The organism is Paenibacillus polymyxa (assembly GCF_015710975.1).
GTDB lineage: Bacteria > Bacillota > Bacilli > Paenibacillales > Paenibacillaceae > Paenibacillus > Paenibacillus polymyxa.
Genome location: NZ_CP049783.1, coordinates 5,604,914 through 5,618,422, shown reverse-complemented (window position 1 = coordinate 5,618,422; position 13,509 = coordinate 5,604,914). Strand labels below are relative to the sequence as shown.

The 13,509-nt window shown below is 44.1% G+C and carries 15 protein-coding genes; 10 read left to right on the top strand and 5 right to left on the bottom strand.

The features are described 5' to 3' along the window. The first annotated feature begins 117 nt into the window (after window positions 1-117). The 7 genes from G7035_RS25500 to G7035_RS25470 all read left to right on the top strand — a co-directional run bounded on the left by G7035_RS25500 (window position 118) and on the right by G7035_RS25470 (window position 6,645). Window positions 118-579: a MarR family winged helix-turn-helix transcriptional regulator gene (locus G7035_RS25500; RefSeq protein ID WP_013309820.1), complete on the top strand. Its 462-nt coding sequence runs from the start codon at window positions 118-120 to the stop codon at window positions 577-579. 182 nt (window positions 580-761) lie between these two features. Then, the gene (locus tag G7035_RS25495) at window positions 762-1,826 is read left to right on the top strand and encodes a cobalamin B12-binding domain-containing protein (protein ID WP_019686963.1); all 1,065 of its coding nucleotides are present in this window, start codon (window positions 762-764) and stop codon (window positions 1,824-1,826) included. 49 nt (window positions 1,827-1,875) lie between these two features. Then, window positions 1,876-3,609, top strand: coding sequence for an ATP-binding protein (locus tag G7035_RS25490; protein ID WP_017425772.1), 1,734 nt, complete (start codon window positions 1,876-1,878; stop codon window positions 3,607-3,609). Window positions 3,610-3,643: 34 nt separating this feature from the next. Beyond that, window positions 3,644-4,897, top strand: coding sequence for an MDR family MFS transporter (locus G7035_RS25485; protein WP_017425771.1), 1,254 nt, complete (start codon window positions 3,644-3,646; stop codon window positions 4,895-4,897). Between the two features lie 21 nt (window positions 4,898-4,918). Continuing rightward, window positions 4,919-5,473 carry a nucleotidyltransferase family protein gene (locus G7035_RS25480; protein ID WP_017425770.1) on the top strand — a complete coding sequence of 185 codons (555 nt, stop codon included), beginning with the start codon at window positions 4,919-4,921 and terminating at the stop codon, window positions 5,471-5,473. A gap of 41 nt (window positions 5,474-5,514) precedes the next feature. After that, window positions 5,515-5,937, top strand: a complete 423-nt coding sequence (locus tag G7035_RS25475; RefSeq protein WP_017425769.1) for a GNAT family N-acetyltransferase — start codon at window positions 5,515-5,517, stop codon at window positions 5,935-5,937. A gap of 69 nt (window positions 5,938-6,006) precedes the next feature. Beyond that, window positions 6,007-6,645: a GDSL-type esterase/lipase family protein gene (locus G7035_RS25470; protein ID WP_017425768.1), complete on the top strand. Its 639-nt coding sequence runs from the start codon at window positions 6,007-6,009 to the stop codon at window positions 6,643-6,645. 108 nt (window positions 6,646-6,753) lie between these two features. Here G7035_RS25470 and G7035_RS25465 read toward each other — a convergent pair whose 3' ends face one another. The 4 genes from G7035_RS25465 to G7035_RS25450 all read right to left on the bottom strand — a co-directional run bounded on the left by G7035_RS25465 (window position 6,754) and on the right by G7035_RS25450 (window position 9,948). Then, window positions 6,754-7,431 carry a tetratricopeptide repeat protein gene (locus tag G7035_RS25465; RefSeq protein ID WP_017425767.1) on the bottom strand — a complete coding sequence of 226 codons (678 nt, stop codon included), beginning with the start codon at window positions 7,429-7,431 and terminating at the stop codon, window positions 6,754-6,756. Between the two features lie 287 nt (window positions 7,432-7,718). Then, window positions 7,719-8,090: an iron chaperone gene (locus tag G7035_RS25460; RefSeq protein ID WP_016819247.1), complete on the bottom strand. Its 372-nt coding sequence runs from the start codon at window positions 8,088-8,090 to the stop codon at window positions 7,719-7,721. Between the two features lie 33 nt (window positions 8,091-8,123). After that, entirely contained in the window at window positions 8,124-8,648 is a 525-nt protein-coding gene (locus tag G7035_RS25455) for a GNAT family N-acetyltransferase (RefSeq protein ID WP_019686964.1), read from the bottom strand. Between the two features lie 265 nt (window positions 8,649-8,913). Next, window positions 8,914-9,948, bottom strand: coding sequence for a stalk domain-containing protein (locus tag G7035_RS25450; protein ID WP_017425765.1), 1,035 nt, complete (start codon window positions 9,946-9,948; stop codon window positions 8,914-8,916). A gap of 246 nt (window positions 9,949-10,194) precedes the next feature. Here G7035_RS25450 and G7035_RS25445 point away from each other — a divergent pair, with 246 nt between their 5' ends. The 3 genes from G7035_RS25445 (at window position 10,195) to G7035_RS25435 (ending at window position 12,615) form a co-directional block, all read left to right on the top strand. Beyond that, window positions 10,195-11,346: an iron-containing alcohol dehydrogenase gene (locus G7035_RS25445; protein WP_017425764.1), complete on the top strand. Its 1,152-nt coding sequence runs from the start codon at window positions 10,195-10,197 to the stop codon at window positions 11,344-11,346. Between the two features lie 192 nt (window positions 11,347-11,538). Continuing rightward, the gene (locus G7035_RS25440) at window positions 11,539-11,961 is read left to right on the top strand and encodes a MarR family winged helix-turn-helix transcriptional regulator (protein ID WP_016819252.1); all 423 of its coding nucleotides are present in this window, start codon (window positions 11,539-11,541) and stop codon (window positions 11,959-11,961) included. 72 nt (window positions 11,962-12,033) lie between these two features. Next, window positions 12,034-12,615, top strand: a complete 582-nt coding sequence (locus tag G7035_RS25435) for an NAD(P)H-dependent oxidoreductase (protein WP_017425763.1) — start codon at window positions 12,034-12,036, stop codon at window positions 12,613-12,615. A gap of 88 nt (window positions 12,616-12,703) precedes the next feature. Here the strand turns inward: G7035_RS25435 and G7035_RS25430 are convergent, their stop codons facing one another. Beyond that, window positions 12,704-13,225 carry a hypothetical protein gene (locus tag G7035_RS25430; RefSeq protein ID WP_016819254.1) on the bottom strand — a complete coding sequence of 174 codons (522 nt, stop codon included), beginning with the start codon at window positions 13,223-13,225 and terminating at the stop codon, window positions 12,704-12,706. Window positions 13,226-13,509: the final 284 nt, after the last annotated feature.

The following is a 13,509-nucleotide window of genomic DNA, read 5'->3' as shown; positions in this document are numbered from 1 at the left end:
TAGATGGTAATTCCTTCAATACAGACCGTAAAAGCAGGAAGGGAAGCGCTTAAACTTGACAAAAGTACGCAATTAAGATATCTTGGAATAAAGATATGAGTAACGGAGGCTGTTAATATGTCTGTAAAACCAGATGATCAGGACTTAGCGCTTAATTTGTTCGTTGTTCTGGCTCGTGCCTATAATTCGGTCACGTCTCGCACGAATCGGGACATTCATAGTCATGGATTAAATACAACTGAATTTGGTGTGCTTGACCTTTTGTATTATCGCGGACCGCAGCCTTTGCAGAAGATTGGAGAAAAGGTACTGATCTCCAGCGGGAATATTACGTATGTGGTGGATAAACTCCAGAAAAAAAACCTGCTTACCCGCCGTGCGTCACAAGATGATCGGCGTGTAATTTATGCAGAATTAACTGATGATGGACGTCATTTTTTTGAGCAAATATTCCCGCAGCATCATCGTGTTATTATGGAGACTGTGGATGGCTTATCCGTGGAAGAGAAGGAGCAGGCTATTCATCTGCTAAAAAAGCTTGGACTAACAGCTGAGGGACAGAAGAGTAACGGATCATAAGTGTTGCATTTTCTGGTTAAATCAGCTTTAAGATAAAATACCGACTTTTCGGTATTTTATTTTTTTGTCTAATTTTGGGCAGTGGGGACGCAAATCAGGTATAATTGTCTAATAGTCTCGATCTGAGGTCATCCCTAGAACCTGTTTCATATACAAATACCTTGTCGGGGAAGGAGCTGTACATGAGTATACAGCAATATACCGCAGGTGAGTCGCTATTGATGCAAGCAGGAGATTTGGCTGAGCTAGTTACCCACAAACAATACGAATTACAGCCAGATCTTTTGGAGCGCTTTGGGGACAACGGTAAAATAAAGACAAAACAGGACTCTTTATATAGTTTGAACTATTTAGCTGAAAGTGTAATCGTGAGCAGTCCTATTTTATTTACGTATTATGTTTCCTGGTTAAAGAGACTTTTAGAAGGTTTCGGCATAACCCAAGAAGATTTGATCATCAATTTTCAATTAATTCGGGAGACATTGGTAGAGCACTTTCATCACAGGGAAAAAACGGTGGTGCTGGAGCATTTGGAATTGGGGATACAGCAAATTGGGAAGAAAGAGGAGTACGCCTCTTTTATTACAGATGATAATCCCTATGCTGCCGATGTGACTCAATATTTGGAATATTTACTGTTTGGTAATCGCAGACAGGCTTTGGATTGGATCGTCCATTTGCTAGATGAAGGTATGTCTATTCAACATACTTATAAATATATTTTTCAAATTTCGCAATATGAAATAGGTCGTCTGTGGCATGAAGGCAAAATTACGGTTGGTCAAGAACATTTTTGTACTGCCGCGACTCAGTTTATTATTTCCAGCCTGTATCCCAGATGGATAGGTGCTGGAAATAAGGGACGTAGCCTCGTAGCAGCATGTGTAGGCAGCGAGCAGCATGAAATAGGTCTGCGTATGCTGGCTGATATCTTCGAGATGGATGGCTGGGATACGTACTATTTAGGTGCCAATGTACCTGATCGGAGTCTGCTTCAGGCCATTGTGAGCTACAACGCAGATGTGGTGGCTATCTCAGCTACCATGGCTTACCATGTCCATCTGGTGAAAAAGCTGATTACTGTGATCCGCCAAAATACAACTACAAGTCATGTGAAAATTATGGTCGGTGGATTGCCCTTTAATCTTGATTCACACTTATGGCAGGAAGTGGGAGCCGATGGATATGCACCAGGTGCGGAGGAAGCGCTGGAGGTAGCAGAGGACATACTTTCGCTCAAGAGATAATGTTAGTGTTGGCAACCCGTAAGTCATTTTGTAAAGGGGGCCTTTTAATATGAAGGAACCGACAGCAGAAATGGCTGTCCTGCGGAGAACGGTCGAACAATTAACGGATGAGGTTCTGAAAAGCAAGGCTGAGGAAGAAAAGCTGCTGAATGAATTTTCAGCAATGAACAACGAACTGGTCAATCTGCAGCGTCAGCTTGCCAAAAGCAATGCGGAATTAAAGCGGACAAAGGAAGAAGCGATAAGGGCTAATGACCTGAAGAGCACTTTTCTCGCCGTGGTTAGTCATGAATTTAGAACGCCAATGAACGGAATTTTGGGGATGATCGAAATGTTAGCTTCATCCAAACTATCTCCAGATCAGCGGCAGGCCATCGGTGTGATACGTGAGTCGGCCTCTCTGCTACTAAACATGATTAATAATCTGCTCGATATATCCAAAGTAGAAGCAGGACAGATGGAGTTAGAGATCGGAAATGTCAGAGTTCAGGCGATTATGAGCCATGTTGCCCAGTTGTTGGAGCCGCAAATTTATCAGATGGGCAACCAGTTGAGTATAGAGACTGATCGAGCCGTGGCAGAGCATCTCGAAGGAGATTCGGCAAGGATTATGCAGATCTTGCTTAATCTGTTGAACAATGCAAATAAATTTACAAGCGAAGGGAACCTTGTTGTTCGGACAAAATTGGTTGAGGAAACTAAAGATTCCCAACGTGTTCGTTTTGAGGTGCAGGATTCGGGCATCGGGATTTCAGCGGAGGATCAGGACAAGCTGTTTCAGCCTTATGTGCAAGCTGGTGAAGGCAGCGCCTCCCAATATGGAGGAACGGGACTGGGGCTGTGGATATGCAGCTCATTTGTGAAACTTATGCAGGGAGAGATTGGGGTCGTTAGCGAAGAAGGCCAAGGCTCCACGTTCTGGTTTGAAATTCCCTTCAGGAAGGTATCAGGACAGGCAGTTGAAATAGAAGAACATGAAAATGGTGAATTGACGGTACGTAGCGAGTTGCTTCGTGAGCATAGTCATTCTCAAGCTATTTTGGTAGCAGAGGATAATCGGGTGAATCGTCAAGTAGTGCAATTACAGCTTAACCACCTGGGATTTCAGCATATTGACTTTGTCGAGGATGGACAAGCTGCAGTAAGAGCGGCCTCCGAACGATCCTACGCCTGCATTCTAATGGATCATCATATGCCTTTGCTAAATGGTCATGATGCGGCGAAAGCGATCCGCCAGTGGGAAGCAGAAAACCAACAGCCGCCTGTGCCGATCATTTCTTTGACCGGAAATGTGTCCGAGGAAGACCAGGCTCGTGGGCGGGTGATTGGTGTGAACGATTACTTGATGAAGCCAGTGACGATTGAAAATCTCTCAGAAAAGCTGGCCAAATGGCTACCCATTCCGGAATCTGAGCCTATTTTGGATGAGGATGTTATTCGTGAGATCATGCTGCTGGACGAGGATGGTAGCACGGGATTACTTGAGTCATTGGTCGAAATGTATACCAGTGATACACCTGCCAAAATCAACAAGTTAAAAGAACTGGTTGCTGCGGGCGAAGCCACAAAAGTAGTAGAGGCTGCTCATGAGTTGAAATCAGGCAGCGTGAGTCTGGGTGTCGGGCGTTTGTCCAAATTGCTGTCTGATATTGAACAGCTTGCACGGGAGAACCGACTTGAGAATGTACAAGGGAAGTTGTCTGCGCTCCAGTCTGTCTATCAGACAACGTGTTTAGAACTGGAACGTTATATTCACCAGTCGAGACTGTCTCCCCCTTGTTAGACTTGTACCTAGAAGGAGGACCTAAAATATATATATGAAAGAACAGCTGCGTTCCATTCACCCGCTGGCCTGGACAATTATAGCGGGTACGATTTTTGGTCGGATGGCGACCTCTATGAGCATCCCATTTTTGTCTATTTATCTGACCACCCGTCTGGGGGTCACCCCCTTTCATACGGGGGTGATCGTATCGGTCAGCTCGCTGGTTGGCATTTTTGCCAGCTTTTACGGTGGATATATTTCAGATCGGATCGGACGACGTAAGGTCATGCTGGTATCCATTGCGAGTTGGGCGCTTGTATTTGTCGCTTTTGCGTTGGCAGAAGCGGCTTGGGCCTTTTTTGTCATTAATGCTCTGAATGGACTGTGCAGATCCTTGTTCGAGCCAACTTCGCGGGCGCTATTATCCGATGTAACCCCCAAGGAGAAGAGATTGCTTGTCTATAACATGAGATATGCGGCGATTAATGTTGGTGTGGTGGCAGGACCGCTGCTTGGTTTGATGTTGGGATCGGCATCTACAGGTACGCCGTTCATGGTAGCCGCTGGTGTGTATGCTCTGTACGGGGTACTGCTGTTGATCCAGTTTACTCGGTATGCATCGGATCTGCATGTAGGCACAACAGCGGGAGAGGCTCCGCTGCGGATAGGCGAGGCGTTCCGAACAGCCAGTAGGGATCCCATATTTATGCCGATTCTGTTGGGAACTGTATTCTGCGTAATGGGCTATGCCCATTCCAATTCGACAATGCCTCAATTTTTATCGTTGTCCTTCGAGGAAGGTACCCGGTGGTTTACATACATGCTAACGGTCAACGCGGTTTGCGTATTGGCTTTTCAGTATCCACTGGTGCGGCTGGCAAGCCGCTTTTCTCCAGTGAATTCCTTAATAGCAGGGAATATATGTATTGCGGTCAGCTTGCTGCTGTGCGGTATGCTAAACTCAGGCTGGATGTTTATACTGGATATGGTGCTGTTTACAATAGGCGAAGTATTATTGTTCACGATGCTGGACGTACTGATTGATCAAATTGCTGATGCTCAATATAAAGGGACCTACTTCGGTACGATCGGCTTTAATAATTTGGGTAGTGTACTGGCTCCTTTATTTGGTGGCTGGTTGCTGGATGTCTATGGTCAAACGGCACCGCTTGCCGTGTTTGTTCCGGTTGCACTGTCGGTTGTGATCGGTATTCCCTTCCTGCTGGTCGCACGCCGCCGTTTGGCGCAGCGTACAGCCCGATTCGCGGCTCAAGGAGCAGAGTCTGTGCAGCAACTGTCATCATAAAAAAAGGGGGCTGAGTACAGGATGAAGTCGGAAGAAAATGTGCTACGAATCATACAATATATGAATGATCCACAGGTCTTGGAAGACTTGCGCTATGTGCGAGAGCTGAAGCTTCCGCAAGGTTGTATAGCCGCGGGCTATGTACGCAACCGTGTGTGGGACAAGCTACATGGTTATACAACAGCTACACCACTAAACGATATCGATGTTATTTATTTTGACCCCAAAAATACGCTAGAGGAACGAGATGAATTTCTGGAGCAGTCCTTGAATCGTAAACAGGCGGGACGCAACTGGTCTGTCAAAAATCAAGCTCGGATGCATATTCGCAATGGGGAGGCTCCGTATTCCTCGATAGAGGATGCGATGAGTCGCTGGCCAGAGACGGCAACTGCTGTAGCCATTCGATTGAATGCCAAGGATCAAATGGAGGTCATTTGTCCGCATGGGCTGGAAGATCTGCTGGATATGCGGGTACGTCAAAGCCCATTGTTCCGTCACACTACGGCTTTTCGTCAGCGTGTATTTGAAAAACAGTGGCTAGATAACTGGCCGTTGCTTATTGTGGAAAATTAAAGTGTAATCTCATTTCAGATTGTAAGGAGAGACGACTAACGATGTTTAAAAATATAAAACCAGATTCAGCTCGTGAGGAGGTGCTGGAGCTGCTTACCTACGCCGTGCTAGATCATCCTGAACGCGGAGAGGCAGCTTTGCGTGCTTATCAAGCCTCGGATGAATGGAAGTTGTTCGGTGTGGAAGATGAAGGACTTATTGTAGGTGTTGTCGGTTTTGAGGAGCGGGAGGATGGAACGATTGTGCTCCATCATCTGGCTGTATTGCCTGAAAATCGTCATAGAGGCTACGGCAGAGGGATGTTGCTTACACTTATTAAGGAGCGTAGCCCGAAGCGACTTATGGTGGATACAGATGCGGAGGGGGCAGATTTCTTCCGCAACGTGGGGTTTGCTGTATATGGATCAGAGGATTTGCCAGATGGTGGGCAATTTCATTGTGTATATGAAATAGACGAAGAATAAGCGAATCTCCGGGTCCCGCTTCCTTTTTTTCTACATAATATATGTTATGTCGGAGGGAGGTGGGGTTCATTGGCGTATCACTACACAGCGATTGGAGATTCTTTAACGACAGGTGCAGGGACGTTGCTAGGTGGCGGCTTTGTACCTGTCTATCGGCAAATGGCAGAAAGATATCTCCGTACACCAGTCAGTTACGAGAATCTGGGAATCAACGGACTGACATCGCAGGAGCTGCTGTCTATGGTTCGCAACAATCCGCTTTTTCGGTCAGCAATCAATCGGGCTGAACTCATAACGGTGACGATCGGCGGCAATGATCTACGTCCATATATCAGTACACTTGCTGGAGGCCCAGGCTCTTCAGGTTCTTCCATTCCACAAGCACTGAATCATACCAAAGAACATGTACGCCAAATTGTACATGCCCTGTATCAAATAAAGTCCGGTCAGCGTGAGCCATTTATCATCCGAATGGTGGGATTATATAATCCTTTTCCAGGGATAAGAGAGGCGGGAGTATATGTACGCCAATTCAACTCGTTTCTCTATACATTGGGTGGACCCAATTACCGGGTAGCGAACATTTATCCCGCGTTCGAAGGCAATGAACGGGCATTGCTTTCGCTGGACCGGATACATCCGAATAGCCGTGGTTATCGTGTGATTGCGGAAGAACTGAGTCGACTTGGTTATGCGCCGTTACGATGAGTGTGAGCGGATGCTTCGGATCGGACAAAGTATATGAAAGAAAGAGGCTTATGATGGCAGTAGGAACTGACCATCATAAGCCTCTTTTTTTGCGTTTCAGTGTGCGGTTTAGCCGATTAATTTACGGAATAAGCTACGAGCAGCCCACTTGCGCTCACTTCGTTTGCGGTATTTGGGCAGAGAACGATAGACAGCAATGGATTGGTTAAATGCAGCGCTGGCTTCATCCTTGCGTCCCAGCATACGGTACATTAGGCCTGTCAGATAATAGCCCTCACTAGAAGAAGATTGGATCTCCTGAAATTGCTGTAGATAGTGTAGTGACTTATTTACGTCACGTTCCTTGAAAGCAGCGGCTAAATGCAAATAGGGTTCACCGTATTGCACTCGCGGGTTAATGTCCAGTGCCTTGAGTAAATGCTGTTCTCCATCCTCCAGATGGGTTGTGTGTACCTCAGCCGTACCCCGCGCGTTCCAATAGTCTGCTGAATCTTCATATCGGGATTGAATTTCCAATAGTAGCTCCAAAGCCTGCGAGTATTTCTTGCTTTCGAGCCAAATTCGAGCCAAATCAAACTTGGCAGCCACATTGTTAGTGTTTAACGCAATCTGTTGACGCAATCGTGCTGCATTGCGTCTTCTTTTCCACGGTTTGCTGATGCTGGGCAATACACCGACAAAGTTGCGATCCAATATATAGATCAAGATTAAGAGTACGAGCATTGCCAAAAACGGGTTACCGAGCAAACTCCACAGTAGAGAGAAAATCAAAAATTTCCCAATCATTCTGCTCCAATCCTCCTGTATATGTAGCTATCCATACTTTCCATATTATAGCATAGGTGCGCTTTAAGGGGCATTAGCATGATGAGATTTCGAAGAATGATAGCTTTCTATGTGGGTGGGGGAATGGTAGAGTATACATCGTTTAGATTGATGCTTGTGAAAATTCGTATGTACAAAAACTCCTCCTTGTATGGAGGAGCATGAGAAATATCAGTATTACATTGAGTCACTGAAGACAACTTGGGAATATGCAGATGAGTTAGTTGCATTGGCCCATCCTATTTTTTTTATTCCCGCCAAAAGGTTGAACAGTCGGCCTTATCCAAAATATTAAACTCGATCATTTTCTCAAGTAATGCGAAATCAACTGGACTATCCCACTGGATACGTACCAACTGCTTGGTGTGATTATAGCCAGCCTGCACAATTAACTCAGAAAAATGATGAATCCCTGCCTTTTCAGGGGCAACGGCTAGATGATGTTTGGCTACGCTAAAGCCAATAATAAATGTGCCGTGATCCGTAAACATAGGCTGTTTCCACGCAATTTTTGGCCTTAAATTTGGAAACTTCTTGATTACCCAAGCTAAAACCTCTTCCGTTCGGGCTTGATGTTGCGGGTTATCAATATGCGCTAAATATTCTGCAAAAGCTTCCATGTAAGTTCCCTCCTAAAATCAAAATTGTATCGTTCAGAGGAATTCCTCAACAAGAATAGAGTACAAATATGAATCATGAAACTCGCCTTTGTAGTACCAGTGTTCTCGCATTATACCTTCACGTTGCATTCCGATCTGTTGCATAACCTTCTCAGAAGCTTTATTTTCTGGACGACATGTTGCATAAATACGATGGACATCAAGTGTACTAAATCCAAATCCTAGCAGGGTTCGTGCTGCTTCTGCTGCATAACCCTTTCCTTGATAATCTGGGTTTAAAATATAACCCACTTCTGCATTAGTATCTTTGACATGAATACCAACACCGCCGATCAGAATTCCAGTGTTTTTCAGACATATAGCTAGTTCGTAGTCTTGTCGTGGCTTTTCCTGCTGTGAGACTAGAACTTGTTCTATATATGCCTTTGTATCTTCTTCTGTATTGGGTCCCCATGCTGTGTGCCTAGTAACTTGGGGCAATGACGTGTAGGTATGTATACTTCCCCAATCGGATCTGCAAATATCACGAATGATGAGCCGATCTGTTTCAAATTGCATAACGATTCCTCCTGTCCATCATTAGCATACATATTCGTGTTTTCTGCACAAGCTATTAAACCTATTTAAGCAGATCTGATGGAATATTCAAGATTTTGAGAGAAAGTGTTAAAGAAGAGGATCGAATTACGTGTTGAACAAGGGGAACGAATCAATCCTTTTGCCGCCTGAACGCAAACCGCAAGGGAGGCGTCCGGCAAAAGGCAAACAGAAAAAATTGAGTGTGGTACTGGATTAGCTGCTGTTATTGGCTATCCAGTCCGTCTTAAAACAGTCTACGGGCTGTTACGAAACGTTTCTTCCATTTATCGTCAAACGTATCAAAATGAACGCCGCGCTCTTTGGAGAAAGTATGCAGCAATTTGTTGTTCCCTGCATAGATCGCCACATGGCCGATCTCCAGCCCACGCGCACTGAAGAACAGCAGGTCACCTTTGCGCAGTTCGTTCAGCCCCACCTCCCGGCCTTCTTTTGCCTGATCGTAAGAGACACGGGGGAGGTCGATAGAGAGCGTATGTCGGAACACTTCCCCTACAAATGAGGAACAATCAAAGGTCGCTGTCTGTCCGGTTGCTGCGCCGAATTCATAAGGGGTACCAAGGAATTTTTGCCCGTAGGCGATCAGTTCATCACCCTGCCGTTCTGCTAGAGAAGTGCTGGTGTAATCACTGTATTTTGGTTTAGCCGATATGTATCCGGTCAGGTTGTTTTTAGTGCGCACTTCCAGCCAGAGAGCATTAACCTCGCGGATGACATGAACCTTTTCACCGGTTGGAATAAGCCGCAGGGAAGGGGAAGCTTCTGATGAATCTGGTTTGCTGCGCAAGTTGACTCCAGAAAGAATCGTTGTGAAAAAGTCTTCTTTAGAGGCAATTCGGATCGTCCGGGTTAGAGCGTCCCATTTCACTGTGCTCCCGAGTGCTTCGCTCACAAAACGCAGTGGAATCATTGTGTTGCCCTTAATAATCTGTCCGGGAACGTTCAGGGACAGCGTTTTGTCATTGAGGGTGGCAGCAACTTCTCCAATACGATAGGTCAGCGTCGTGTCGTTTTTGGTTGCTGTTACGGTTTTGCTGGCTCCGTTCCAGGAAAGCACAGCTCCTTGCGCCTCAAACAACTGACGCATAGGGACGAGCGTTGTCCCGTCTAGCAGTAGCGGTTGGGCAGTAAGCTCAAGCGGGCGGTCATCCACATAAACGGTTGTTACTGGAGTTAGCGGCGCCGACTTGGCGTAAGATGGGGTTGCTTGCAGCAGTGATACGGCCAGCAGAGCCAGCCCTACTTTCTTGTTGATTGTCATGCTGTCATCACCTCGTTGTTAAGTTGTTCATCTAAGTTGTACGAGACTGCCTCCGATTAGTTGTGTACCAATTATTGGATTAACTCAAAAACCAAAATAAACAAAAATAAAACAAAGTTATATCTGTGTTTTTATATTGACATCAAAATTAAATAAAGATAGAATTACAAATGTGAAATGTTTCACTTTATAGTAGTTCTGTATTTAGCGAGGGATCAAAAGTGAATCCTTAGGAGGCAGATTTTTATGAGCGCACATGTATTTTTTGTACCATCTATCAATCTGATGGGAAAAGGCTGTTTGCATGAAGTTGGACCCTATATAAAAGAACTACATTTAAGCAAAGCACTGGTCGTGACCGATAAGTTTCTGATGAAGAGTGGAATTGCAGGCAAGGTCACATCCTTGCTGAATGATATTGGCTTGAACTATGTAGTATACGATGAGGTCAAGCCCAATCCAACCTGTAAAAACGTACATGATGGCGTTCAATTTCTACAGGACAACGGCTGCGACTTTTTAATTTCTATTGGTGGAGGATCCCCACAGGATACGGCCAAGGGAATTGGCATTATTGCTACCAACGGGGGACATATAACGGAGTATGAGGGCGTTCATCAATCTAAGCATAAATCGCTGCCCATTGTCGCCATTAATACAACGGCAGGAACATCCGCAGAAATTACAATCAATTATGTCATTACGGACGAAGAGCGCAAAGTCAAAATGGTTATGGTTGACAAGAATAGCGTAGCTACGATTTCAGTCAACGACCCTGAACTGATGGTAGACAAACCCGCCGCATTAACGGCAGCTACAGGACTAGATGCTTTGACTCATGCCATTGAAGCTTTGGTTACTCCGGGTTCCTATCCTGTTACAAATGCGACCGCGTTGGCAGCAGTAGAACTTATTTTTAACAACTTGGCCCGTACAGTGAGCGACGGTCATGATATAGAAGCACGTGAACAAATGGTTTACGCTATTTTCTTGGGAGGACTTGCATTTAATAATGCCGGGTTGGGTTACGTCCATGCTATGGCCCATCAGCTAGGCGGCGTATACGATTTGCCTCATGGGGTTTGCAATGCCATGCTGCTGCCGATTGTGGAGGAGGAGAATGCCAAGCATGTACCAGAGAAGTTTCGTGCCATCGCTAAGGTAATCGGTTTTGAAGATAAGGGGAAAACGGATAAAGAATGCGCGGACTATGTAATTCAAAGAATCAAAGACCTGTCGAAGGAAGTAGGGATTCCTGCCAAACTTTCTGAACTAGGTGTAAATGAGGTGGATTTAGATTTGCTTGCCGAAAACTCCATGAAGGATGCTTGTGCTCCGGGCAATCCGTTCATACCTAGCAAAGAACAAGTTATCGAAATGTTTAAGAAAATTCTATAAATCATACTGCTATTATTTTTGTTATATACTTTAAGGGCTGTCCCAGGAACTGATTAAGAACACCAGGGACGGCCCTTTGCATTCTCATTATAACAGACTTAAATCTTATTCATTGAAGCAGTTCATACGTGAAAATCCGATCAGACTGACTGAATACTTGATTTATATAGATATCTATGCAATAATGCTTGTATGTTAAAAAATAATGCAGCTGCACTTGTAGGAACCATTAGGGACTCGATCAATAAATTAATTGTATCTGAGCTCGAATCCTATGGAGTTGAAGGAATTGTACCTACCCATGGTGGAATACTGATGTTTCTGTATCAAACGGATGGACTTTCGATTAAGGAATTGACGCAAAAAATTGCTCGTCAGCAGCCCACAGTCACTGTTCTGATCGACAAGCTAGTAAAATTGGGGTATGTGGAAAGGAAAAAAGAAAGGGAGGATAGCCGGCTTACTCTGATCTATCTTACCGAAAAGGGAAAAGAGCTGGAGCCTATATTTGAGACGATCTCCTATAAATTAAAAGAAACCATCTATGGGGGTCTCAAAGACGAGGAACAAAAACAACTGGAATATCTGCTGGAGCATGTAAAAAACAGGTTTTAAATTTTTTTAAACAAATGTATAGATATCTATACAAATGCCAAAATAACAATAAAACATCTGGAGGTCATGAAAATGAAACATCTTATCATCTATGCTCACTCTAACGCTGAAAGCTTTAATCACGCGATACTGGAAACGGTTGTAACCACCTTGAAGGAAAAAGGTGACGAAGTCGTTGTACGCGATCTATACGCTCTTAATTTTCAACCGGTATTAAAGCCTGAGGATACTGCTGCGATGAGAGCTGGACAAACACCGGCTGATATCAAAGTAGAGCAGGAGTATATCACGCAGTCCGATACGATTACGTTTATTTCGCCCATTTGGTGGACAGGACTTCCTGCGATCTTGAAAGGTTATGTTGATCGTGTATTTGCATACGGCTTTGCCTATACGGCTGGTACAGAAGGGATTAATAAGCTGCTTACAGGTAAAAAAGGGTTTATCGTGAATACACATGGTACTCCCAACGCAATCTACGATGAAATCGGTATGACCACAGGATTGAAGCTCACATCAGATACAGGAATTTTTGATTTCGTTGGAATTGAATCGGTTGGCCACTTGCTGCTTGGAAGTATCGGCTACCTTGATGAAGACGGTTATAAAGGATTGTTGAAACAAGTACAAGACACGGTTAAAACAGTGCTGTAAAGTTAGTTCATATTCGTTCAGAAGCGTAGGACATTCTTTAAACGACAAGGTCAACCAGCATTTGAGGGTTGGCCTTTTCTTATAAATGTTAATACTTTTCTAATATAGTCCAGACAACGATCTGATCCTGCTTGTTATTATGGGGATATACAAAACTAGCCTTTGTATGATTTGTTTTGTCATAATATACTAAGGCGTTTAGGCTTTGGGCGGAGTCGTAGCTTTGATCCACGAAATGGTTACCCAATTTATTTTTTACATCATCAAGTTTCTGAAGCTTGTGACCATCGATGCTGGAAAATTCACTCTCGGACAAGGTTTGCAATTTCATAATCTCTCCACTAGAGCTATAGACAATCAAGAAATTTTCAAAATATCTGTGATCGGCATCTTTCGTGTGTTTATCGTTAAAATCCGGATTCTTTCTATAAGCAGTCAAATCAATCTCCGCAATATTCTTGCTTAGTGGAATATGGTTTATTGTCAATTCCGATAGATCCGTTGATTTTACCGACATCTCCGTCCATAGATCTTTTGTGAAATATGCCGTTAAAGCGATCAGGATAACAATACATATAATGAAGCTTTTTTTGGAGATTAGCTTAAGCATAGTTTGAAGACTCCTTACTATCACAGAGGTTAGCATGGTTTATTTTATCGCAAATATTGGAGTATACTATTTAATTGTAACGAGTCGATGAATGAGATTAAAGAATTTTTTTGTTTTGGGCTAAGAGACCTCTGAAGGTGTAGGGGGAAAGTATAATAATTCACAAATATTTCATTGTTATTATCGTTGGCAATTCTTTATAGTACATAGTATCCATATTTAGTTTAACGTCGAGATAATGAAATTAATTTTCCTTACTTAGTGATCATCTGCATGTATTCAGA